This is a genomic window from Mycobacterium sp. IS-1556 (assembly GCF_001499985.1).
Taxonomy (GTDB): domain Bacteria; phylum Actinomycetota; class Actinomycetes; order Mycobacteriales; family Mycobacteriaceae; genus Mycobacterium.
Genome location: NZ_LQIM01000023.1, coordinates 384,400 through 406,184 on the forward strand (window position 1 = coordinate 384,400; position 21,785 = coordinate 406,184).

The 21,785-nt window shown below is 67.8% G+C and carries 27 protein-coding genes; 12 read left to right on the forward strand and 15 right to left on the reverse strand.

The features are described from left to right. Positions 1-5: 5 nt before the first annotated feature. The 3 genes from AU187_RS15545 to AU187_RS15555 are packed head-to-tail and all read left to right on the forward strand — an operon-like array spanning position 6 to position 3,566. Positions 6-2,273 (forward strand): MMPL family transporter, encoded by a 2,268-nt coding sequence (locus AU187_RS15545; RefSeq protein ID WP_059097915.1) that lies wholly within the window; start codon positions 6-8, stop codon positions 2,271-2,273. Beyond that, the gene (locus AU187_RS15550; RefSeq protein ID WP_059097914.1) at positions 2,270-2,950 is read left to right on the forward strand and encodes a TetR/AcrR family transcriptional regulator; all 681 of its coding nucleotides are present in this window, start codon (positions 2,270-2,272) and stop codon (positions 2,948-2,950) included. The genes AU187_RS15545 and AU187_RS15550 overlap by 4 nt, the downstream gene beginning before the upstream one ends. Next, a complete protein-coding gene (locus AU187_RS15555; RefSeq protein ID WP_059097913.1) occupies positions 2,931-3,566 on the forward strand; it encodes a class I SAM-dependent methyltransferase in 636 nt (211 codons plus the stop codon). The genes AU187_RS15550 and AU187_RS15555 overlap by 20 nt, the downstream gene beginning before the upstream one ends. A 10-nt stretch (positions 3,567-3,576) precedes the next feature. Here the strand turns inward: AU187_RS15555 and AU187_RS15560 are convergent, their stop codons facing one another. From AU187_RS15560 to AU187_RS15570, 3 genes are all read right to left on the reverse strand, one after another. After that, complete coding sequence (locus AU187_RS15560; RefSeq protein ID WP_172800257.1) at positions 3,577-3,810, reverse strand: hypothetical protein; 234 nt, start codon at positions 3,808-3,810, stop codon at positions 3,577-3,579. Positions 3,811-3,889: 79 nt separating this feature from the next. After that, positions 3,890-4,336 (reverse strand): hypothetical protein, encoded by a 447-nt coding sequence (locus tag AU187_RS15565; protein ID WP_286131917.1) that lies wholly within the window; start codon positions 4,334-4,336, stop codon positions 3,890-3,892. Positions 4,337-4,448: 112 nt separating this feature from the next. After that, the gene (locus AU187_RS15570) at positions 4,449-5,162 is read right to left on the reverse strand and encodes an NAD-dependent deacylase (protein WP_059097910.1); all 714 of its coding nucleotides are present in this window, start codon (positions 5,160-5,162) and stop codon (positions 4,449-4,451) included. A 36-nt stretch (positions 5,163-5,198) separates the two neighbouring features. On the opposite strand from AU187_RS15570, the gene AU187_RS15575 reads away from it, so the two are divergent. Continuing rightward, the gene (locus AU187_RS15575; protein WP_059098399.1) at positions 5,199-5,564 is read left to right on the forward strand and encodes an Rv1152 family transcriptional regulator; all 366 of its coding nucleotides are present in this window, start codon (positions 5,199-5,201) and stop codon (positions 5,562-5,564) included. 69 nt (positions 5,565-5,633) lie between these two features. On the opposite strand, the gene AU187_RS15580 is transcribed toward AU187_RS15575, so the two are convergent. From AU187_RS15580 to AU187_RS15590, 3 genes are all read right to left on the reverse strand, one after another. Continuing rightward, positions 5,634-6,410, reverse strand: coding sequence for a class I SAM-dependent methyltransferase (locus tag AU187_RS15580; RefSeq protein ID WP_082683866.1), 777 nt, complete (start codon positions 6,408-6,410; stop codon positions 5,634-5,636). Positions 6,411-6,478: 68 nt separating this feature from the next. Then, the gene (locus AU187_RS15585; protein ID WP_059097908.1) at positions 6,479-7,000 is read right to left on the reverse strand and encodes a DUF1697 domain-containing protein; all 522 of its coding nucleotides are present in this window, start codon (positions 6,998-7,000) and stop codon (positions 6,479-6,481) included. Further along, complete coding sequence (locus tag AU187_RS15590; RefSeq protein ID WP_059166909.1) at positions 6,997-7,836, reverse strand: class I SAM-dependent methyltransferase; 840 nt, start codon at positions 7,834-7,836, stop codon at positions 6,997-6,999. Before AU187_RS15590 ends, AU187_RS15585 begins: the two co-directional genes overlap by 4 nt. Before the next feature lie 30 nt (positions 7,837-7,866). Between AU187_RS15590 and AU187_RS15595 the strand changes: the two genes are divergently transcribed. Together AU187_RS15595 and AU187_RS25695 are read left to right on the forward strand one after the other, a co-directional pair. Next, complete coding sequence (locus AU187_RS15595) at positions 7,867-8,310, forward strand: PPOX class F420-dependent oxidoreductase (RefSeq protein WP_059097906.1); 444 nt, start codon at positions 7,867-7,869, stop codon at positions 8,308-8,310. Positions 8,311-8,325: 15 nt separating this feature from the next. After that, positions 8,326-8,493, forward strand: a complete 168-nt coding sequence (locus AU187_RS25695) for a DUF5302 domain-containing protein (protein WP_172799532.1) — start codon at positions 8,326-8,328, stop codon at positions 8,491-8,493. Here the strand turns inward: AU187_RS25695 and AU187_RS15600 are convergent. From AU187_RS15600 to AU187_RS15610, 3 genes are all read right to left on the reverse strand, one after another. Next, positions 8,429-9,778 carry an acyltransferase family protein gene (locus AU187_RS15600; RefSeq protein WP_059166910.1) on the reverse strand — a complete coding sequence of 450 codons (1,350 nt, stop codon included), beginning with the start codon at positions 9,776-9,778 and terminating at the stop codon, positions 8,429-8,431. The genes AU187_RS25695 and AU187_RS15600 overlap by 65 nt on opposite strands. A 96-nt stretch (positions 9,779-9,874) precedes the next feature. Beyond that, positions 9,875-11,506, reverse strand: coding sequence for a monocarboxylic acid transporter (locus AU187_RS15605; RefSeq protein WP_059097904.1), 1,632 nt, complete (start codon positions 11,504-11,506; stop codon positions 9,875-9,877). Then, positions 11,503-11,853 carry a DUF485 domain-containing protein gene (locus AU187_RS15610; RefSeq protein ID WP_059097903.1) on the reverse strand — a complete coding sequence of 117 codons (351 nt, stop codon included), beginning with the start codon at positions 11,851-11,853 and terminating at the stop codon, positions 11,503-11,505. The genes AU187_RS15605 and AU187_RS15610 overlap by 4 nt, the downstream gene beginning before the upstream one ends. Before the next feature lie 89 nt (positions 11,854-11,942). Between AU187_RS15610 and AU187_RS15615 the strand changes: the two genes are divergently transcribed. After that, positions 11,943-12,521, forward strand: a complete 579-nt coding sequence (locus AU187_RS15615) for an HhH-GPD-type base excision DNA repair protein (protein ID WP_059166911.1) — start codon at positions 11,943-11,945, stop codon at positions 12,519-12,521. A 25-nt stretch (positions 12,522-12,546) separates the two neighbouring features. Here the strand turns inward: AU187_RS15615 and AU187_RS15620 are convergent, their stop codons facing one another. After that, complete coding sequence (locus AU187_RS15620; protein WP_156425482.1) at positions 12,547-12,936, reverse strand: recombinase family protein; 390 nt, start codon at positions 12,934-12,936, stop codon at positions 12,547-12,549. A gap of 102 nt (positions 12,937-13,038) precedes the next feature. Then, on the reverse strand, positions 13,039-13,698 hold the full coding sequence (locus AU187_RS15625) for a nitroreductase family protein (RefSeq protein WP_059097901.1): 660 nt from the start codon (positions 13,696-13,698) through the stop codon (positions 13,039-13,041). 47 nt (positions 13,699-13,745) lie between these two features. On the opposite strand from AU187_RS15625, the gene AU187_RS25115 reads away from it, so the two are divergent. Beyond that, positions 13,746-13,892, forward strand: coding sequence for a DUF1059 domain-containing protein (locus AU187_RS25115; RefSeq protein WP_067221678.1), 147 nt, complete (start codon positions 13,746-13,748; stop codon positions 13,890-13,892). A gap of 97 nt (positions 13,893-13,989) precedes the next feature. On the opposite strand, the gene AU187_RS15630 is transcribed toward AU187_RS25115, so the two are convergent. Both AU187_RS15630 and AU187_RS15635 read right to left on the reverse strand, forming a co-directional pair. Continuing rightward, entirely contained in the window at positions 13,990-14,997 is a 1,008-nt protein-coding gene (locus AU187_RS15630; RefSeq protein WP_059098397.1) for an Rv1157c family protein, read from the reverse strand. A gap of 65 nt (positions 14,998-15,062) precedes the next feature. Further along, complete coding sequence (locus AU187_RS15635) at positions 15,063-15,617, reverse strand: hypothetical protein (protein ID WP_059097900.1); 555 nt, start codon at positions 15,615-15,617, stop codon at positions 15,063-15,065. Positions 15,618-15,756: 139 nt separating this feature from the next. Here AU187_RS15635 and AU187_RS15640 point away from each other — a divergent pair, with 139 nt between their 5' ends. Next, a complete protein-coding gene (locus AU187_RS15640; protein WP_082683842.1) occupies positions 15,757-16,959 on the forward strand; it encodes a mannosyltransferase in 1,203 nt (400 codons plus the stop codon). Here the strand turns inward: AU187_RS15640 and AU187_RS15645 are convergent. Then, entirely contained in the window at positions 16,937-17,221 is a 285-nt protein-coding gene (locus AU187_RS15645; RefSeq protein WP_059097898.1) for a 4a-hydroxytetrahydrobiopterin dehydratase, read from the reverse strand. The two genes, AU187_RS15640 and AU187_RS15645, sit on opposite strands and share 23 nt — an antisense overlap. 27 nt (positions 17,222-17,248) lie before the next feature. Between AU187_RS15645 and AU187_RS15650 the strand changes: the two genes are divergently transcribed. Continuing rightward, positions 17,249-17,650 (forward strand): (deoxy)nucleoside triphosphate pyrophosphohydrolase, encoded by a 402-nt coding sequence (locus AU187_RS15650; RefSeq protein ID WP_286131918.1) that lies wholly within the window; start codon positions 17,249-17,251, stop codon positions 17,648-17,650. A 71-nt stretch (positions 17,651-17,721) separates the two neighbouring features. On the opposite strand, the gene AU187_RS25490 is transcribed toward AU187_RS15650, so the two are convergent. Continuing rightward, positions 17,722-17,889, reverse strand: a complete 168-nt coding sequence (locus AU187_RS25490) for a hypothetical protein (protein WP_156425481.1) — start codon at positions 17,887-17,889, stop codon at positions 17,722-17,724. 55 nt (positions 17,890-17,944) lie between these two features. On the opposite strand from AU187_RS25490, the gene typA reads away from it, so the two are divergent. Then, positions 17,945-19,846: a translational GTPase TypA gene (gene typA, locus AU187_RS15655; protein WP_059097897.1), complete on the forward strand. Its 1,902-nt coding sequence runs from the start codon at positions 17,945-17,947 to the stop codon at positions 19,844-19,846. 92 nt (positions 19,847-19,938) lie between these two features. Beyond that, positions 19,939-21,753, forward strand: a complete 1,815-nt coding sequence (locus tag AU187_RS15660; RefSeq protein ID WP_059098395.1) for an ABC transporter family substrate-binding protein — start codon at positions 19,939-19,941, stop codon at positions 21,751-21,753. The last annotated feature ends 32 nt before the right edge of the window (positions 21,754-21,785 follow it).

A 21,785-nucleotide genomic window follows, 5' to 3' on the forward strand; every position in this document is an offset into this window, starting at 1 on the left:
GCGGCGTGCTGCAACGAATCGCACATCTGGCCCTGGCGGCGCCTCGGCGCGTCGTCGCGATCGCAGTGTTGGTGATGGTCGCGTGCGGCGTGTTCGGGATTCCCGTCGCCAAGCACCTGTCCGCCGGCGGGTTCCAGGATCCGACGTCGGAGTCGGCGTCGGCCACCCGGCTGTTGGTGGACAAGTTCGGTCAGGGCGACATGGAACTGCTCATCAGCGTGCGCTCCGAGGAGGGTGCGCGGAGTGCCGCGGCCCGTGCCGTCGGGGAGGACCTCGCCGCACAGCTGCGGGCCGCGCCGTCCGTCATCGACGTGACATCGCTGTGGACCGCGCCGCCCACGGCCGCGCCGGCGTTGATCAGTCGCGATGGCAAGACGGGATTGATCGTCGCGGGCATCACGGGCGGCGAGAGCGGGGCGCAGAAGCACGCGAAGGAACTCACCGAGCGGCTCGTGCACGACCGCGACGGCGTCACCGTGCGCGCCGGTGGCGAGGCGATGATCTACGTGCAGATCAACGGGCAGAGCGAAAAAGACCTGTTGAGGATGGAAGCCATCGCGATTCCGTTGAGCTTCGTGGCGCTGGTCTGGGTGTTCGGCGGGCTGCTGGCCGCCGCGCTGCCGCTGGCGATCGGTGGCTTCGCGATTCTCGGTTCGATGGCCGTGTTGCGCGCGGTCACCTACTTCACCGACGTGTCGATCTTCGCGTTGAACCTCTCCGTGGCAATGGGATTGGCGCTCGCGATCGACTACACGTTGCTGATCATCAGCAGATACCGAGACGAGATCGCCGACGGAGCCGACCGGGACCGCGCGCTGGTGCGCACCATGGCGACGGCCGGGCGCACGGTGTTGTTCTCCGCGATGACGGTGGCGCTGTCGATGGTCGCGATGGTGCTGTTTCCGATGTACTTCCTGAAGTCGTTCGCCTATGCGGGAATTGCGGTGGTGACGTTCGCGGCGGTCGCAGCGGTGGTGGTCGCGCCCGCGGCGATCGCGTTGCTCGGCGACCGGATGGATTCGTTGGATGCGCGCCGGCTTGCGCGTTGGGTGTTCAGCCGGCCGGATCCGGTGCGCAAGCCCGTCGAGCAGACGTTCTGGTACCAATGCACGAAATACGTGATGCGCCGGGCACTTCCGATCGGGTTCGCGATCGTCGTGCTGCTGCTGGTGCTCGGCGCGCCGTTCCTGGGCGCGAAGTGGGGATTCCCCGACGACCGGGTACTGCCGGAGTCGGCGTCGGCGCGCCAGGTCGGCGACGACCTGCGCACCAACTTCGCCGTCGACTCGGCGCGCAACGTCACTGTCGTCATACCCGACACCCGCGGGATCGCGCCCACGCTGGTGGACCGCTATGCCGCAGACCTGTCGCGCGTCGCCGACGTGTCCTCCGTGTCGGCGCCCGGCGGGACGTTCGTCGACGGCAGGGCGGTCGGCCCGCCCTCGGCCGCGACCGGCGTCAACGACGGCAGCGCGTTCCTCACGGTGGCCAGCACCGCGCCCCTGTTCAGCGACGCCTCCGAGGCGCAACTCGATCGACTGCGGGCGGTGAGCACCCCTGCCGATGTTCCGGTCCAGCTGACCGGTGTCGCACAGATCAACCGCGACAGTTCCTCGGCGATCACGTCGCGGCTACCGCTGGTGCTCGGCGTGATTGCCGCGATCACCTTCGTGCTGCTGTTCCTGCTCACCGGCAGCGTCGTGCTACCGCTGAAGGCCTTGGTGCTCAACGTCTTGTCGCTGACGGCTGCGTTCGGGGCACTGGTGTGGATCTTCCAGGAGGGTCATCTCGGCGCACTGGGCACGACACCGACCGGGACACTGGTGGCGAACATGCCGGTACTGTTGTTCTGCATCGCTTTTGGGTTGTCGATGGACTACGAGGTCTTCCTGGTATCGCGGATCCGCGAATTCTGGTTGAAGTCGGGACGGACCCGCGCCGACAACGACGAGAGCGTGGCGCTCGGCCTGGCGAAGACGGGCCGCGTGGTCACCGCGGCGGCGCTGCTGATGTCGATCTCGTTCGCGGCGCTGATCGCCGCTGAGGTGGCGTTCATGCGAATGTTCGGCGTCGGGTTGACCCTCGCGATACTCGCGGATGCCACACTGGTGCGCATGGCACTGGTTCCCGCGTTCATGCATCTGCTCGGCCGCTGGAACTGGTGGGCGCCCAAGCCGCTGGCCAAGCTACACGCACGAATCGGCCTCGCCGAGGCGGCCGAAACCCCGCCGGCCGTAACGGAACCGTCGAGCCAACCCGTGGGAACGCGATGAAACGCCGGCGTGCGCCACGCGGATCGGGAGAGCAGCTGCGCGACGAGATCCTCGACGCGACCACCGATCTGCTGCTCGAGACCGGCCACGCCAAAGACGTGTCGATCCGGTCGGTGGCGCAACGGGTGGGGGTGACGCCGCCGTCGATCTATCTGCACTTCGCGGACAAGGATGCGCTGCTCGACGCGGTGTGTGCGAGGTATTTCGAAAATCTCGATGAGGAAATGCAACGGGCGGCGGCCGACGAACCGTCGACCATTGATGTGCTGCGCGCGCAGGGGATGGCGTATGTCCGGTTCGCGCTGAAAACGCCTGAGCTGTACCGCATTGCCACGATGGGACCGGGCCGGCCGGGCAGCGACGTGGACGTCGCGCTCAACAGCTCGGCGTTCGCCCACATCCGAAGCTCGGTCGAGTCGCTGATGGCCGAAGGCGTTTTCGCTGCTGGCGATTCGACCGTCGTTGCGTTGGAATTATGGGCGTCGGCGCATGGGGTGGCGGCGATGCTCATCTCCAGGCCGTACCTACCCTGGGGTGACGTCGAGGAATTCACCGACCGGGCGCTACGGGCCGTGGTCGTGGGAGAGATTGTCGCGGGCGGCATCGACCCGAAGGCCCCACCGCAGGAGACCGTCGCACAACTGAAGGGACTGCAGAATGTCGAACACAGTAGATAACCCGTTCTTCGCGAGGTTGTGGACCGTGATGTCGACGCACGAGACCGACGCCATCCGGCAGTTGCGCCGCGAGAACCTCGCCGGCCTGTCCGGCCGCGTGCTCGAGGTCGGCGCGGGTACCGGGACCAACTTCGAGTTCTACCCCGATACGGTCACCGAGGTGGTGGCCGTCGAACCCGAGCGCCGCCTGGCCGAACATGCCCAGCGGGCTGCCGCGTCGGTGCAGGTCCCGGTCACCGTCAGGACCGACACGGTCGAGCAGTTCATGGCCTCCGGCAATGAACCGTTCGACGCCGTGGTCTGCTCACTGGTGCTGTGTTCGATCGACAACCCCGAAACCGTGCTGCGGCAGCTGCATTCGCTGTTACGACCGGGCGGCGAACTCCGCTATCTCGAGCACATCGCCGCCAGCGGTGCTCGCGCGCGGCTGCAGAGGATCGCCGACGCGACGGTGTGGCCGCGGCTGCTCGGCAACTGCCACACCCATCGTCATACCGAGCAAAGCATCGTCGGCGCCGGCTTCGACGTGGCGGGCGCCCGGCGGGAATGGACGATACCGCGGTGGTTGCCGCTGCCGGTCGCGGAGGTTGCGATCGGGCGGGCGGTCAAGCCCTAGCCGAGGGCGGCTACCCCCGCCGACGACCGGGGAAGCCGCTGCCCATCCCGAACGGGAGCTGGGGCTGGTTCGCGGGCGGCGCAACCGTCCCCGGCCGCGTCTTGATCGACACGCTGCCGTTGGTCTGGCAGACGGACTGGAACTGCGTATTCTGGCAGGTCGGTCGGGCATCGGCCGTCGGGGCCGAAATGCCCGTCACGACAACCAGACTCGCCATCAGCAGTGCTGGCTTGATGCGGCCCATCATGGTGTCCTTCCCAGTGCGGGCGAGAACTGCGATAGCGGAATGGTTATGCGCTGCACGTCGCGATATCCGGCGGCCATCAGGGGCAGGCCGATATGACAACGGGGGCGGACGGACTCAGTGGCGTGTTGTTGGCCGCTGCCCGATTGAATGCATCCGCGCGGGCCGCCTCGACAGTCACGCCGGCTCCGCCCGCCACTACGTCGCTGACGTCGTCAGCGACGGATACGATGCAGAGCCGATCGTTGGTCACCTCGTCGCTGGTGCACTCCACGCCACCGGCGCTCTCGCACTGCGCGATCACGGCCGCCGAAGCCTCGTCGTTGGTGTCGCCGGTCGCGGTGAAACCCACCACGGCGCCTTCGAACACACCGGTACCGACCGCCGCGGAGATGTCCTCGGGGTCCTCGACAACACCACCTTGACCGCCCGCCCAAGCGGTGCCCGCCGAGATGCCCGCGCCGATTACGCCCACAGCCGCGATCACCGAAACCAAACGGGTATTGACCATTCGGATTCCTCTCATCAGCAGAGTATTTCGGATATTACACAGCGCCGATCTTGACAGTTCGAAATCGACGAAGTTGTCCGATGCACTCGGTTGACGAATCGCCGACCGATCAAACGCACGCGAGTCGCTAGCGGAGCAGCGCGGGCAGCCGCTGCAGCAGATCGGGCAGCGCACTCACCGCGGTTTCCCGCAGTGAGACCGTCGCGGCGTCGGACAGCGGTGTGCGTTCGGGATTCACCTCGATGACCACGGTGCCGTTGGCCAACGCGATCTCGGGAAGCCCGGCCGCGGGATAGACGATCGACGAGGTGCCGACGACGATGACGAGGTCCGCCCCGGTGACCGCCTCCACCGACCGCTGCCATGCATCCTCGGGCAGCGCCTCGCCGAACCAGACCACGTTCGGACGGATGAGTCCGCCGCAGGCGCACCGCGGCGGCTCGACGGTTTCCACCGGTTCCGGCATGGCGGGTAGGTCTCCGGCGTAGGCCGCTTGGCAGCGGTCGCAGCGAAATTCGAACAAGCTGCCGTGCAGGTGATAGACGTTCTTGCTGCCCGCGCGCTCATGCAGGTCGTCGACATTCTGGGTGACGACGTGCACCTCGGCATGGTCCTGCCAGGCCGCGACGGCGAGGTGGCCGTCGTTGGGCTGCACCGCACCCATCATGTAGTGCCGCCACAGATACCACGCCCACACCTTCTCCGGGTTTGCTCGCCAGCCCTCCGAGCTGGAGATTTCGTACGGGTCGACCTTCGCCCACAGCCCGGTCTCGACGTCGCGGAACGTCGGCACCCCGCTCTCGGCCGAGATGCCCGCGCCGCTGAGAACCGTTACCTGCACATGACCAAACTAGCCGGTGTGGGCAATACTGAGCACGTGGCCAACTTGGGGGATTGGGTACGAATCGACCAGCGTTCGTCAGGCGCTTTGTTCGACCAACTGAGGACGCAGATCATCGACGGCGTTCGTGACGGCAGGCTGGCGCCGGGGACAAGGTTGCCGACGGTGCGTGAGTTGGCCGGCCAGCTCGGTCTCGCGGTGAACACGGTGGCCCGGGCGTACCGCGAGTTGGAATCCGCCGGAATCCTCGAAACCCGTGGCCGCTTCGGAACGTTCGTCGCCCGCGCGGACCCCGCGGACGCCGCGATGGCCACCGCTGCGAACACGTTCGTCTCGGCGGCCAAGGCGCTCGGCGTCGACAAGGCCGATGCGTTGAGGTATGTGGAGACGGCGTTCGGCTGAGCTCAGCCGCAGCCGAATGACGATCTAGCGGCGAGGCACGAGCTGCGTTGAGGAGTACGGCAATAAATGTCAGCCGAATTCGAGCAGCGTGAACACCGGTCGTACGGAATCGAACATGGGAAGCCGCTGAGCGCCCCACATCAGGGCGTTGAGCACCTTGCCGCGTCCGGGCGGCAGCGGCACGTCGTGCACCGCGCGGATACCCGGGATCTCGTCGACCAGGCCCGCGACTTGTGAGGGTGTCATGCTGAACGGCATCGGCGGCACCCGGTAGCGCAACGACGGACGCAACAGGCCGCGGGTGATCAACTGGGCGAACCAAGCCGGCGCCAGGTCGAACATCATCCGTCCGCCGGGAAAGCGGTCGGCGCACTCGGCGATCAGGCCGAGCGCCTCGTGCGGCTGCAGGTACATCAACAGCCCCTCGGCGGTGATGAACACCCCATGCTCGGTGTCCACCTGATCCATCCAGCTGAAGTCGAGCGCCGACTGGGCCAGCATCTGCACCCGGTCAGAGGAGGGCAGAAGCTTGCGTCGCATCTCGATCATCGGCGGCAGATCCACGGTGAGCCAACGGAACTCGTGCCCCACATCCGCGGCATCGAGGCGGTAGAAGCTGGTCTGCAGTCCCTCGGCAAGCGCCACCACGGTCGCGCGTGGATGATCACCGAGATAACGACGCGCCTCCCGGTCGAACGCCAGCGCCCGCACCGCCATGTCCTGACGGCGCGAGAGCCCGAACTTGGCGAAGTCGAAGTCGATGGAGTCGGCGAGCTGGATGGCCATCGGGTCCTCGATGAGCGCATCCGGTCGACGGGCCTCCGTCGCCCGCACGCGCAGCGTCATCAAAGCGGTCTCGGAGACACCGGTCAGCACGGTGCCGTCGGCTTTCGAACTCACCTGACCGAATGTACCTACCGCAACAGCTTGTCCAGCGTGCGCAGGTTGCGGGTGGTGGTGGACGACTTGTAGCGCTTCTTGCCCATGGTCTTGCCGATCGTCGAGTCCAGCGTCGCGGCTCTGGGCACCTGCCAGTAGATGACCCCGTCGCCGCGCTGGATCTTCTCGTCGGGTCCGGCGTCGTCGCCCATTGCGGCCAGCTCGTCGAGCACCTTCTCGTCGGTCACGAATGTCACGTACGAGTGGTGTTCGGGCACCTCGCGTTCGAAGGGGTACCCGCCGGAGATCGCCGCCACCACATCGAGCGGGTAGGCCAGCACCCAGGCGTCGTAGCCGAAGGTGTCGCGCAGCACCTTCTCCGCCTTCCGGCGCACCGCGTCGACTCCGGCCTTGCTGTCGAACAGGACGTTACCGCTGGCGAGAACCGTTCGCACCGAACCAAATCCGGCGTCTTCAAACGCCTTTGCGACGTCGGCCATCTTGAGGTTGACGCCCCCGACGTTGACCCCGCGCAGAAACGCGGCATAGCGCGTCATGACCCGAACTCCAGCAGCGTGAAGCTGGGACGGCCGCGGCGCATGACCCCGACGCGATCCCAGACGGGTGAGGCGAGCACCTTGAACAACCCGCGTCCCGGCGGCATTGCGACGTCTCGGGCGGCGCACACACCGGGAATGCGCCCGGCCAGCGCGACGGCCTCGTCCGGCGACAGCCCGAACGGCATCGGCGGCGCGACATATCGGTCGGAGAGCTTGAGTTTTCCGCTCACCGTGCGGCGGCTGAACCACGGCGGGACCGAGTCGAACATCAGCCGGCCACCGGGGAAGCGGGCCGCGCAGTCGCGGATCAGGCCCAGCGCGTCGTCCGGATCGAGATACATCAGCAGGCCTTCGGCGGTGATGAACACGCCGTGAGTCGCGTCTACGCGATTCATCCAGCTGCGGTCGAGCACCGACTGCGCCAGCGGCACGATGCGGTCGTCGTGCGGTAACAGCTTGTCCCGCAACGCCATGACGGGAGGGAGATCGACTGAGTACCAAGTCAATTCGTCGGTGACACCGCGGCGCTGCAAACGCCAGAAACTGGTCTGCAGGCCTTCGGCGAGTGCCACCACCGACGCCTTCGGATGCGCGGCCAGGTATTCGCGCGCGGCCGCGTCGAAGGCCACGGCGCGCAATGCGTGCGATTGGTTGGGTTTGCCGAACTTGCGGTAGTCGTAGTCGATCGCGTCGAACAACGTGACGGCCCAGGGGTCGCGGATCACCCCGTCGGACCGCTTGGCCTCACTGGCGCGGTTGTGCGGCGTCCACAGCGTGGTCGCGGAGACGCCATCGAGCACATTGCCGTCTATTCGAGGTCCAGGACCGGTCACACGTCGATGGTAGAGACGTAGGCTCGGTACATGGGGCGCCACGTGTTCGACGACAAGCTGCTCGCGCTGATCGGCGGGAACTCGCTGGGCGTCCTCGCGACGATCAAGCGCGACGGCCGCCCGCAGCTGTCGAACGTGTCCTACTACTTCGATCCGCGTGCGCTGACCATCCAGGTGTCGATCACCGAGCCGCGGGCCAAGACCCGCAATCTGCGGCGCGACCCCCGGGCCTCGATCCACGTCAGCTCCGATGACGGCTGGTCGTATGCGGTCGCCGAGGGCGACGCCGTCCTCACCCCGCCCGCGGCCTCCCGAGACGACGACACCGTCGAGGCGCTGATCGCCTTGTATCGCAACATCGCCGGTGAGCATCCCGACTGGGACGACTACCGGCGGGCGATGGTCGACGACCGCCGGGTGGTGATGACGCTGCCGATCTCGCACTTATATGGGATGCCGCCGGGTAGGCGGTAGAGCTAGGCTGCCGTCATGGCCGATGCACCGGAAGACGAGACCAAGCGCAAGTTCCGGGAAGCGCTGGAGCGCAAGAAGGCCCAGGCGGCCGGCGGGTCTGCGCACAAGGACGGTGGCGCTAAGCAACCGAAGGCGCACGGTCCGGTCGAGCACCGGCGGGAGTTCCGGCGCAAGAGCGGCTGATCGCACGACGATCGGCCAACCGTCGCGCGGCCACCAGTGCCGCGAGCATCACCGCGACGCAGACGAGCCCCTGGTCCTTGAGCCCCCATCCGACTGAGGCCAGTGTCGCCGCTCCCGCGACGCACAGCAGTACGCCCACCGCGGCGCTGCGGGCGCCGGGCCCGTCGATGAAACCGCCGTCCCATAGCGGCAGCGGGTCGTTCTCCAGCGGCCGAAGCGCGATGAACAACACCGCGACCACCGCCGCCATGATCAGCAACTGCGCGATCGACAGCACCATGAAACCGGCCGACGACGGGTCGATGCGTGGGTAGCCGAGGTAGTCGAAGGCCAGGTGCATCGCCAGCAGCGGTGGAATGTGCCACAGGTACAGCGTCATCGCACCGGTGTTGCCGATCGCGACCGCCCACCACACCCGGGGCCGGCTCGCCCACCGCGCAATGACGGGTGCGGCCGCAATCGCGAACGCGCACATCATGATTGCGTGTCCGGCCAGCAGCAGTGACGGCGGCGTCATGTTCTTCAACTGCTGAGTTTCGATACCGACGAGGCTCAGCTCGTAGGGTCCGTACGTCAGCAGAGCGAGGTTGACCGCCAGCATCACCACGCCGACTCCGAGCGCGGCGCGCGGGGTCAGATGGCTGCGCCGGTAGCCGACCGCGAGCATGCCGGGGATCAGCCAAGCGGCCATGTTCAAATAGCCCAGCCCCGACCAGCCGTCGACGTTGATTCGGACCGCGTCGACGACGGCCACCGCGCACCACGCGATCAGTACCGCGCCGGCGAGCCTGCCGGCGGTGGTGATCCGGGCTAGTAGCGGCACCGCGGCCAGCACCAGCACGTAGGCGCCGAGGAACCACAGCAGCTGGGTCGAGACCCCCGCGATCGGTTCGTAAACGTGCTCGGGCAGCACGAGCCGGCCCGCGGTCAACGCGACCGCCCAGAACGTCAGGTAGTAGAACACCGGGCGGTACAGCCTCGTGCAGCGCTTCATCAGCCAGTTGCCCCAACTGGTTCCCGGCTGCCACGACTCGACGGACGCCGCCACTCCTGCGAAGAAGAACAGCGGCATGATCTGACACACCCACGTCAGTACTTGGAAGACCGGGGAAGCGGTCAGCAGGTTGCTCCAGATGAAAACGTCGTCGCGGATCTCGCTGGTGGCCATGACGGTGTGCCCCACCACGACACCGACCAGCGACACGATGCGGATGACGTCGATGACGCGGTCACGGCCGACAGGCGTACTCGCCTCGACCTGCGCAGGGCTCGGGAAAATCGGCATGCCTCGAAGTTTGGCCGGGCGGGTGCCGTCGCGAATGAGTAGAACCACTCAACCGTTGCGGGCGGCGACTCACGGAACGCCGTTCGCGAGTTGGGTCTAGTGTGCGACGGCCTTCTCCGCGCCGACGCCGGTGAGCGCCCGCACCTCGAATTCGGCGTTGGTGTCGGGATTGCCGCGGTCCCGCGATGTCAGCGTGCCCACGACGCCGAGCACGAACGCCAGCGGAATGGACACGATGCCGGGATTGGCCAGAGGGAACCATGCGAAGTCGACGTCGGTCAGCATCGCGGTCTTGGAGCCGGAAACGGCGGGGGAGAACACGATCAGCACGATCGTCGAAATCAGGCCGCCGTACATGCTCCACAGCGCGCCGCGGGTGTTGAACCGCGGCCAGTACAGCGAATACAGGATCGTGGGCAGGTTCGCCGCGGCGGCCACCGCGAACGCCAGCGCGACGAGGAACGCGATGTTCTGTTCGGCGGCCAGCACGCCCAGGCCGATCGCGAAGATGCCGAGCACCACCACCGTGATGCGCGAGACCCGCACCTGTTCGTACTCGGAGACTTTGTGGCTCTTCATCACGCTGGCGTAGATGTCGTGGGCGAACGACGTCGCCGCCGTGATGGTCAGGCCCGCGACCACCGCGAGGATCGTCGCGAACGCGACGGCCGAGATGATGCCCAGCAGGATCACCCCGCCGAGTTCGAACGCCAGCAGCGGGGCCGCCGAGTTCTGCCCGCCCGGCGCGGCCAGGATCGTGTCCGGTCCCACGAGCGCCGCGGCGCCGTATCCGAGCGCGAGCGTGAACAGGTAGAACGCGCCGATCAGCGCGATCGCCCAGACCACCGACCGGCGCGCCTCCTTGGCGGTCGGGACCGTGTAGAACCGCATCAGCACGTGGGGCAGACCCGCGGTGCCCAGCACCAGCGCCAGCGCCAACGAGATGAAGTTGATCTGCGACGTCAGCGAGGCGCCGTACTGCGCGCCGGGGGCCAGCACGTCGCGCCCGGCGACGGCCTCGTTGGCGGACCCGGACACCGCCGATTGCGCCGCGCCGAGGATCTCGGAGAAGTTCGCACCGAACTTGGCGAGCACCCACACCGTCATCAGCGCGGCACCGCCGATCAACAGCACGGCCTTGATGATCTGCACCCAGGTGGTGCCCTTCATGCCGCCGATCAGCACGTAGACGATCATCAGTACCCCGACGACCGCGATCACGAGGGCTTGGCCGAGGTCGCTGGTGACGTTGAGCAGCAGGGCGACCAGACCGCCGGCGCCGGCCATCTGTGCCAGGAGGTAGAACAGGCAGACGGCCAGCGTGGTGGTCGCCGCGGCGAGGCGCACCGGACGCTGCTCGAGCCGAAAGCTCAACACGTCGGCCATCGTGAATTTGCCTGCGTTGCGCAGCAATTCGGCGACCAGGAGCAGCGCCACCAGCCAGGCGACCAGGAAACCGATGGAGTACAGGAACCCGTCGTAGCCGTAGACCGCGATCGCGCCCGCAATACCGAGGAAGCTGGCGGCCGACAGGTAGTCACCGGAGATCGCGATACCGTTCTGCGGGCCGGTGAACGCTCGTCCCGCGGTGAAGAACTCGGCGGCGGTGGCGTTCTTCTTGCTCGCGCGGATCACGATGTACAGCGTCACCGCGACGAACAGTGCGAAGATTCCGATGTTGGCGACGGGGTTGCCGACGCCCGAGTCGGCGGCCAGCAGCGTGGTCATACCGCGTTGCCTTCCAGCTTGGTGCGGATCGCGTCGGCCCGCGGATCGAGTTCACGGTTGGCGAAGCGGACGTAGAGACCGGTGATGACGAACGTAGAGACGAACTGGCCCAGGCCGATCAGGATTCCGACGTTGATATCGCCCCACACCTTGATCGCCATGAAGTCGTGCGCGAACGCACCCAGTAGCACGTAGGCGAAGTACCAGACGAGAAACAGTGCGCTCATCGGGAAGACGAAGCGGCGCAGCCTGCTACGCAGTTCCTGGAACTCCGGGCTGGCTTGTGCGGCCCGATACTCTTTGCCGCTGATCGGGGTGTCCGAGGGTGATTGTTGGGTCTCGGGCACCGGCGACTCCTGACCTCGATGTAGTTGTGCGTCACGCTGGGCTGGTTGCCACGCAACTGTAAGCCCAACATCGGATCTAGACTGGCCGAGTGGCGAAACTGCAGCTAGTTCAAGACCCTGAGGCCGACGCGCTGTTGGAATCCAATCCGTTCGCGCTGTTGGTGGGCATGCTTCTCGATCAGCAGTATCCGATGGAGGCGGCGTTCGCCGGGCCGAAGAAGAGGGCCGACCGGATCGGCGGCGTCGACGCCCGTGAGATCGCCGAGTACGACCCCGACAAGTTCGCCTCGTTGTGTTCGAAAACCCCTGCCATACATCGCTTTCCGGGTTCGATGGCCAAGCGCGTCCAGGCGTTGGCGCAGTTGATTGTCGACCGCTACGACGGTGATGCGGCGGCGTTGTGGACGGCCGGTGATCCGGACGGTGCGGAGGTGCTGCGCCGACTCAAGGCGCTGCCCGGGTTCGGCGAGCAGAAGGCGAAGATCTTCCTGGCATTGCTGGGCAAGCAGTACGGGGTGACGCCGCAAGGTTGGCGCGAGGCCGCCGGGAACTACGGCGAAGCGGGTTCTTTCCTGTCGGTGGCCGACGTGGTGGACGCCGGGTCGCTGGAGAAGGTGCGGTCGTACAAGAAGCAGGCCAAGGCAGCCGCGAAGGCGGCCAAGGCCTGAGCGAATTCAGCCGGAGCGAAAGCCGCTAAGGGCTAGATACCGCGGAGTCGTCGCAGTCCAGGCGGGCCAGCGTCTTGATGACCCCGGCGACGACGCGTCCGGTCGTGGTTCCGGTGTCGAGGCCCTCCTTGAGGGTGCGTAGCCGAAGGCCGCGGTCGCACAGTTCAGCGACGGTGCGGGTGACGTCGGCGCCGGTGCGGCCGAGCCGGTCGAGCGCGACGACGACGATGGTGTCGCCCGAGCGCGCATAGCTCAGCATCGCGTGCAGTCCCGCGCCGATGCGGTCGGCGGAGTCCGTCAGCCGGTCGGTGAAGACGCGCCGGGGATCGACGCCTGCAGCGTTGAGCGCCGCGAGCTGACCGTCGAGGCCCTGCTCGGCGGTGCTTGCTGTGGCGTAGCCCAGCATGCAGGTCACCTATTCAAGGTCGCACGACATCCGCGGGGCCGAAACAGACACCACGACATCGAGTCTCGTTGCCGACCGAACTGTTACCGGACGTCAACATGCATCGGGGCGTCAGCTGCCGAGCGGGGCGCCGTCGAAGCGTTCCTTGGTGGCGATCTCGGCGACGGGTCGCCGGGTCAGCTTGGTCAGTTGGCGGACCGGTTTGCCGAGCGGCAGCAGCGCGGCGATCGCGTAGTTGTCGGGGATGCCGAGCAGTTCCCGGACGCGTGGCTCTTCGGCGACCGCGGCCGTGGTGAGCACACCGCCGTAGCCCTCGTTTCGGACGGCCAGCAGGATGTTCCAGACGAACGGGTAGACCGAGGCGCCAGCGATCAGGCCGACCCGGTCGAGGTGCTGGTCGAACGCTGCCACGACACCGAGGTCGACGCAGACCACCAGCACCGCCTCGGCCGTTCGCAGCGGCGACTGGTCCGGCACGTTCACCGCCTCGATCGTCTGCGCGTCAACCCCGCACGGCTGCAGCGGATTCCACGGGCTCTCACCGTTGCGCAGTTGCGCGATGTAGCGCTTGGTGCCGGGTATCGCGCATTCGATCAGGGCCTCGCGGGTCTGCCGATCGCGGACCACGACGACCCGGTTGCCCTGACGGTTGCCGCCGCTGGGCGCGAAGCGGGCGTTGTCGAGAATGCGCTCGATGACGTCGTCGGGTAGCGGGTCGCCGTTGTATTCGCGCACCGCCGCGGTCGTGCGCATGACGCTGTAGAGGTCCATGGCTATATCTTGGGCCTGTCGGTGGCGACGTGTGCGAAGGTGAGGATATGAAGACGCACCTGAACTGCCCCTGTGGCGAAGCGATCGTCGGTAAGGACGAGGAGGACCTGGTCGAGAAGGCGCAGGCGCACCTCTCCGAGGCGCATCCCGGTCGCGAGTACGACCGGGACGCAATCCTCTTCATGGCCTACTGATTTCCGCTTCACAACTCCGCGCGAGCGACCGCGTTTGTACATTGCGCGGCGGCGTGTCGCCGTGCAAACACGGCCGCTCGCGGAGGTGAAGTGTGCGCTAAGGAACGACCGTCGAGCCGATGGTCGGCATGAACTGACACTGCTTTTCGGTGGTCGTGACCTGTCCGAAGATCGTCGAGATGATGCTGCCCGATCCGGTGTCGGCGATCGCGGTCAAGGTGGTCGGTCCCTGCGGGTTGATGTCCGACCGCGGCTTGAGCGTGGCGCTGCCTGACTTGCCGGTGGTCAGGTTGACCCAGGTGACGTTGAGCGGCAGCTTCTGCTCGGCCGCGGGGCCCGGCGTGCCGACCGCGGTGAACACATAGGCGGTCTGGCCGGGGCCGGGTCCCGGTGTCGGGATCTTCGCAGGACCCGCCACCGAGATCGCGGTGGCGAGCACATTTCCGCCGTCAGCGAGACAGCCGTTGCTGATCGACGGGTACATGAAGTCCTGCGTCGGTGGTGCGTCCGGTCCGAACGCCGGACCGGGGGCGGCCTCGGGTGCGGGCGCAGGCGCAGGCGCGGGTGCTGGCGCGGCTTGCGGCGCAGGGGCCGGAGCGGCCAGGGGTGCGGGCGCCGGCGCTGGTGCCGGCGCTGGGGCAGGGGCGGGTGCCGGCGCGGGCGCAGGGGCCGGTGCCGGCGGGACGACCGCTTCCGGTGCCGGGGCCGGCAGTGCTTCCGGCGCGGGTCCCACGGCATGCCTCGGGTCGACGCCCGCAGGCAGGTGCGCCTGTGCGCCCGGCACGGCGCCGGGCGCCGGATTGTGGGCGACGAACTGGTTGACCGCCGTCGCGACATTGCGCGAGTCGGCAGGTGCGACGGCGTCACCGGCGAACACCGCGGCCGCAGCCATCAGCGTCGACGCCGCATTCGTCGGATCGGCGGCGGCCTGCTGGATCGCCGGGCTGATGCCCTGCACCGCGGTCAGGCCCGGCGCTTGCAGGCTGTCGATCGGCGGCGGGGGCGGAGGTTCCGCGCCGGCCACACCGGTCACGCCGCTGATGAGCAGCGTGGCCGATGAGCCGATCGCGATGGCGACGGTGGCGAACATCCTTCGAGCTGACATGGCTCCCTCGGTTCGGGTTGTGGTGGTCGTGTCGGCCAGTTGGTAGTCCGGCGTCGCCGCGGTGATCACGGAAGGGCGGACAGCGGCATCAGCAGCGGCGCCATACCTGCGCTGGGTGCTGCCGACGCCGCAGGTGCGACGGCCGCGGGTGCGACGGCGGCGGCCGGGGCGCTCGGCGTGGCGGCGGTCGCCGCGGCAGGCAGCAGGCCCGCCAACGGCGAGTTCTGCGGCATCAGCGAAGCGAGGCCGGTCGGCAGGTTCGACAGCAGATTGCCCGCCGGATTGGCCGCCGTCGTCGCGGGCGCTGCGGGTGCCGGCGTACCGGCCAACGCTGCCGGTGGCTGCGGCAGCGTGACCGACGCTGTCGCCGACGGAGGTGTCGCGGCCGGGGCGGCCGGCGCTTGGGCGCTGCCGAGCAGCGACGTGACACCCTGCATCAGCTGCGATGCGGCGGCCGGGTTCGACGCCAACTGCTGGATCAGGGGCAGGCCGGGCACACTCGGCGCGGGGGCCGGGGCGGCAGGCTGTGCGGACGCGGTGGCGCTCAGCGCCAGCGCGGCCGAGATCGCTCCCGCGGCGGCGATCATCGTGGTGGCGAACAGTTTTCCGGTGCTGTGCATGGTTCTCCCAATCAGTTGTTTCGGCACGCCTGCGGCCGAAGCTACGGAGTTACTGGTGTTACTCAAGTGACACGTGTGGCGGTGACTCAACCGTTACTCAAGCGAAGGGTTTCGGTGACCGGCCGATAGAGTCGGGCGGATAGACACCTCGACGAGCGCCGATCCGTCACCGCCGCGCACGCCCGCCCGACTGGCCGTTGCGGCGCCGGTGCTGCTGGTTGTCAGCATCGCCGCGCGACTGGCGTGGACCTACCTGGTGCCCAACGGCGCGAACTTCGTCGACCTGCATGTCTACGTCGGCGGTGCCGGTGCGCTGGACCACCCCGGCGCGCTCTATGACTACGTCTACGCCGACCAGACGCCGGACTTTCCGCTGCCGTTCACCTATCCGCCGTTCGCGGCGGTGGTGTTCTATCCGCTGCACCTGCTGCCGTTCGAATTCGTCGCGTTCCTATGGCAACTCGGCATCATCGCCGCGCTGTACGGCGTCGTGTGGATCAGTCAGCGGCTGCTGGGCGCCGGCGATCGGCGCCTGGCGATGCTGTGGACGGCGGTCGGCATCTGGATCGAACCGATGCGCAGCACCTTCGACTACGGCCAGATCAACGTGTTGCTGGCGCTGGCCGTCCTCGGTGCGGTGTACAGCACACGCTGGTGGCTGTCCGGATTGTTGATCGGGCTGGCGGCCGGGGTGAAGCTGACGCCGGCGATCTCCGGGTTGTATCTCGTCGGGGCGCGGCGATGGGGTGCGGCGGCGTTCTCGGCGCTCGTTTTCTTTGCCACGGTGGGTGTTTCGGTGCTGGTGGTCGGTGACGAGACCCGGTATTACTTCACCGAACTGCTGGGTGACGCCGATCGTGTCGGCCCGATCGGCACGTCGTTCAACCAGTCGTGGCGGGGCGGAGTGTCGCGAATCCTCGGGTACGACGCCGGTTACGGGCCTGCCGTGCTGTGCGGCATCGCACTGACCGCCGTGTTGGCCGTGCTGGCGTGGCGCGCGATCGGCGGGGCGTCGGATCGGCTGGGCGCGATCGTGGTGGTGCAGTTGTTCGGCCTGTTGCTGTCACCAATCTCGTGGACACACCACTGGGTGTGGCTGATTCCGTTGATGATGTGGTTGTTGCACGGGCCGCTGCGCCGCCGGTTGGGCGCGCGGGCGTTGGGCTGGGGTTGGCTCGCGCTGACCCTGATCGGGCTGCCGTGGCTGCTGAGTTTCGCGCAGCCGACTATCTGGGAGATCTCCAGACCGTGGTATCTGGCGTGGGCGGGGCTGATCTATATCGTCGCCACGCTGGCGACGTTGGGCTGGATCGGACTGGCTACTGGTCGACGATCGCGTTGATGTCGCGGGCCATCTCGACGTCCTTATCCGTGATACCGCCCGCAGAATGCGTGACCAACGCGAAAGTCACTGTCCGCCAGCGAATGTCGATATCGGGATGGTGGTCTTTGGCCTCCGCGTGCTCGCCCACCCGGCGCACCGCGTCGATACCGTCGAGGAATGCGGGAAATTTGATCGAGCGCCGCAGGGCGCCCTCGGCGCGCTCCCAGCCGGGCAGGTCGGGCAGTGCGGCGTCCACTTGTTCGTCGGTCAACACAGCCATGGATTCGACCGTATACCGTCGGCCGCAGTGTTGACCCCGAAGCCGAACCAGATCGTCGTCGCCGGTGCCCTCATTTCGGGCCCGCAGCTGCTCGTCGCCCAGCGCGACCGGCCGCCCGAGCTGGCCGGCCTGTGGGAGTTGCCCGGCGGCAAGGTGGCGGCCGGTGAGACGGACGAAGCCGCGCTGGCCCGCGAACTGCACGAGGAACTCGGCGTCGTCGTGCGCGTCGGCGCGCGCCTCGGCGGAGACGTCGCGCTCAACCCGACCACCGTGCTGCGCGCTTACCTCGTCACCCAGGCCGGCGGGACCCTGCACCCCAACGACCATCGCGCCCTGCGCTGGATCGGCGTCTGTGACCTCGACGACCTTGCCTGGGTACCCGCCGACCGGACGTGGCTGGCCGAACTCAAGCAGGCGCTCGCGCACTAACTCATGCATCGAGACTGCGCACAGGTCGCATGTCGCGCAGAATTCGCGATCTGTACGCAGTCTCGGCGTCTTCAAGCTCGCCGCGCCCGCTTGTGCACCTTCGCCAGATGCTTGCCCCGGATGCCGTTTCGCTCAGCCTTGCGCACCTGGTGTACGACGACCGGACAGCGCTTGCACCGCGGCTTGCTTCGGCAGCACTTCTTCTTCGGCTTGAGGTCGGCGAGCTTGCTGGGCTTCAAGTGACGGGAATCTCTCGTTTTCGTGATTGGCCGACCGCACTGGGATAATTCGGAAGTGAATTCGCAGCCTGACTTTAGAAACGTCGCCATCGTGGCACACGTCGACCACGGGAAGACGACCCTGGTCGACGCCATGCTGCGGCAGTCCGGCGCCCTGACCCACCGTGGTGACGACGCCACCGAGCGCATCATGGACTCCGGTGACCTCGAGCGGGAAAAAGGCATCACGATCCTGGCCAAGAACACCGCGGTGCACCGTCACCACACCGACGGCAGCGTGACGATCATCAACGTCATCGACACGCCCGGACACGCCGATTTCGGCGGTGAGGTCGAGCGCGGCCTGTCGATGGTCGACGGCGTGCTGCTGCTGGTCGACGCGTCCGAGGGCCCGCTGCCGCAGACCCGGTTCGTGCTGCGCAAAGCCCTGGCCGCGCACCTGCCGGTCATCCTCGTCGTCAACAAGACCGACCGCCCGGACGCGCGGATCGGCGAGGTGGTCTCCGACAGTCACGACCTGTTGCTCGACGTCGCCTCCGATCTCGACGAGGACGCGCAGAAGGCCGCCGAGGAGGCACTCGGGTTGCCGACGCTGTACGCGTCGGGGCGGGCCGGGATCGCCAGCACCACGCAGCCCGCCAACGGCGAGAACCCCGACGGCACCAACCTCGATCCGCTGTTCGACGTCCTGATGCAGCACATCCCGCCGCCCAGCGGCGATCCGGAAGCCCCGCTGCAGGCGCTGGTCACCAACCTCGACGCGTCGGCGTTCCTGGGTCGTCTGGCGCTGGTCCGCATCTACAACGGCAAGCTGCGCAAGGGTCAGCAGGTGGCCTGGATGCGCGAGGTGGACAGCGTGCCCGTCGTCACAAACGCGAAGATCACCGAACTGCTGGCCACCGTCGGCGTCGAACGCAATCCCACCGACGTGGCCACGGCCGGAGACATCGTCGCGGTGGCCGGCCTTCCCGAGATCATGATCGGCGACACCCTCGCCGACCCCGACCACGCGCACGCGCTGCCGCGCATCACGGTCGACGAGCCGGCGATCTCGGTGACGATCGGCACCAACACCTCGCCGCTGGCGGGCAAGGTGTCGGGCCACAAGCTCACCGCGCGGATGGTGCGCAACCGGCTGGACCAGGAGCTGGTCGGCAACGTGTCGATCAAGGTGGTCGACATCGGCCGGCCGGACGCCTGGGAGGTCCAGGGCCGTGGCGAGTTGGCGCTCGCCGTCCTCGTCGAGCAGATGCGTCGCGAAGGCTTCGAGCTGACCGTCGGCAAGCCGCAGGTGGTCACCCGCACCATCGACGGCAAGCTGCACGAGCCGTTCGAGGCGATGACCATCGACTGCCCCGAGGAGTTCGTCGGCGCCATCACCCAGCTGATGGCCGCGCGCAAGGGCCGCATGGAGGACATGGCCAACCATGCCGCGGGGTGGGTGCGGATGGACTTCATCGTGCCCAGCCGCGGGCTGATCGGTTTCCGCACCGACTTTTTGACGCTGACGCGGGGCACCGGCATCGCCAACGCGGTGTTCGACGGCTACCGGCCGTGGGCCGGTGAGATCCGCGCCCGGCACAGCGGGTCGCTGGTGTCCGACCGCAGCGGCAGCATCACACCGTTCGCGATGATCCAGCTTGCCGACCGCGGCCAGTTCTTCGTCGAACCCGGGCAGGACACCTATGAGGGACAGGTCGTCGGCATCAATCCGCGCGCCGAGGATCTCGACGTCAACGTCACGCGGGAGAAGAAGCTCACCAACATGCGCAGCTCGACGGCAGACGTCATCGAGACGCTGGCCCGTCCGCTGGAACTGACCCTCGAACAAGCGATGGAGTTCTGCGCCGAGGACGAATGCGTGGAGGTGACCCCCGAGGTCGTCCGCGTCCGCAAGGTCGAGCTGAACGCCAGCTTGCGTGCGCGTGCCAAGGCGCGGGCGAAAGCCCGGGGCTGAGTTTGAATGTCGCCCGGCCGAGCGGCGCCGGCGCTGCCGATACCCTGAACACCGTGTCGGGACCCCTACGCATCATCGTTGCACTTTCGGCGATGGTGACACTGGTAGCTGCCTGCACCGTCAGCCCGCCGCCCGCGCCGCAGAGCACCGACACCTCGGAGACGACGGCGCCTCCGCCGGTGAAGGCGACGCAGATCATCATGGCGATCGACTGGATCGGCCCAGGCTTCAATCCGCACCTGCTGTCCGACCAGTCGCCGGTCAACGCGGCGATCAGCGCGCTGGTGCTGCCCAGTTCGTTCCGGCCCATTCCCGATCCGAAGACGCCGACCGGGTCGCGTTGGGAGATGGACCCCACGCTGTTGGAGTCCGCGGAGGTGACGAGCGAGGACCCGTTCACGGTCACCTACAAGATCCGGCCCGAGGCGTCGTGGACCGACAATGCGCCGATCGGCGCCGACGACTACTGGTACCTGTGGCAGCAGATGGTCAGCCAGCCCGGCGTCGTCGACCCCGCGGGCTATGACCTGATCACCGGCGTGCAGTCGGTGGAGGGCGGCAAGACCGCGGTCGTGACGTTCTCGCAGCCGTATCCGGCGTGGCGCGAGTTGTTCAACGACATCCTTCCGGCCCACATCGTCAAGGACGTGCCCGGCGGTTTCGCCGCGGGGCTGGCGCGAACCCTGCCCGTCACCGGCGGGCAGTTCCGGGTGGAGAACATCGACCCGCAGCGCGACGAGATCCTGCTGGCCCGCAACGACCGGTACTGGGGTCCACCCGCCAAGCCCGACCTGGTTCTGCTGCGTCGCGGCGGCGACTCCGCGGCGCTGGCCGACTCGATCCGCAACGGCGACACGCAGGTCGCCCAAGTGCACGGCGGAGCGGCCACATTCGCGCAACTGTCCGCGATCCCCGACGTGCGCACCGCGCGGATCGTCACTCCGCGTGTGATGCAGTTGACCCTGCGGGCCCAGCAACCCGCATTGGCGGATTCCCAAGTCCGAAAGGCGATTCTGGGTCTGCTCGACGTCGACCTTCTCGCGTCTGTGGGCGCTGGTGACGACAACACGGTGACCTTGGCGCAGGCGCAGGTGCGGTCGCCGTCGGATCCGGGTTACGTGCCGACCGCCCCGCCGGCCATGGCCAAAGAGGACGCGCTCGGGTTGCTCGCCGACGCCGGTTATGAGCTGGAGCCCGTCGTGACCACCGCGCCCCCCACCCCCGGCGCCCCGCCGCCGGACGGTGACCGCGGGCGGATCGCCAAGGATGGCGTGCCGCTGTCGTTGGTGATCGGGGTGGCGGCCAACGACCCGACCTCGGTTGCCGTCGCGAACACGGCCGCCGACCAACTGCGCAACGTCGGCATCACGGCATCGGTGTCGGCGCTGGACCCCGTGGTGCTCTACGGCGACGCGCTGACCAACAACCGGGTCGACGCGGTGGTCGGGTGGCGGCACGCGGGCGGAGACCTCGCCACCGCGCTCGCGTCGCGCTACGGCTGCCGGGCGCTGGAGGCGACGCCGGTGGCGACGGTGCAACCCGGGGCGACGACGCCGAAGACGCCGACCGCCACCGCGCCGACCGCGCCGAGGCCGACGCCGACCGCCACCACACCGAGTCCGGCGCCCGAACCGGGCGAGCTCGTCCAGGCCCCGAGCAACATCACCGGCATCTGCGACCGCAGCATCCAGCCGAAGATCGACGCCGCGCTGGACGGCTCGGCGGACATCGCCGACGTGATCACCGCCGTCGAACCGCGGCTGTGGAACATGGCGACCGTGTTGCCGATCCTGCAGGACACCACGATCGTGGCGGCCGGCCCCAGCGTCCAGAACGTCAGCCTGTCGGGCGCCGTGCCGGTCGGCATCGTCGGCGACGCAGGCCAATGGGTGAAGACCAAGCCGTAGCACCTGCAGCACAGCGTTATCGGGCCAGGCAA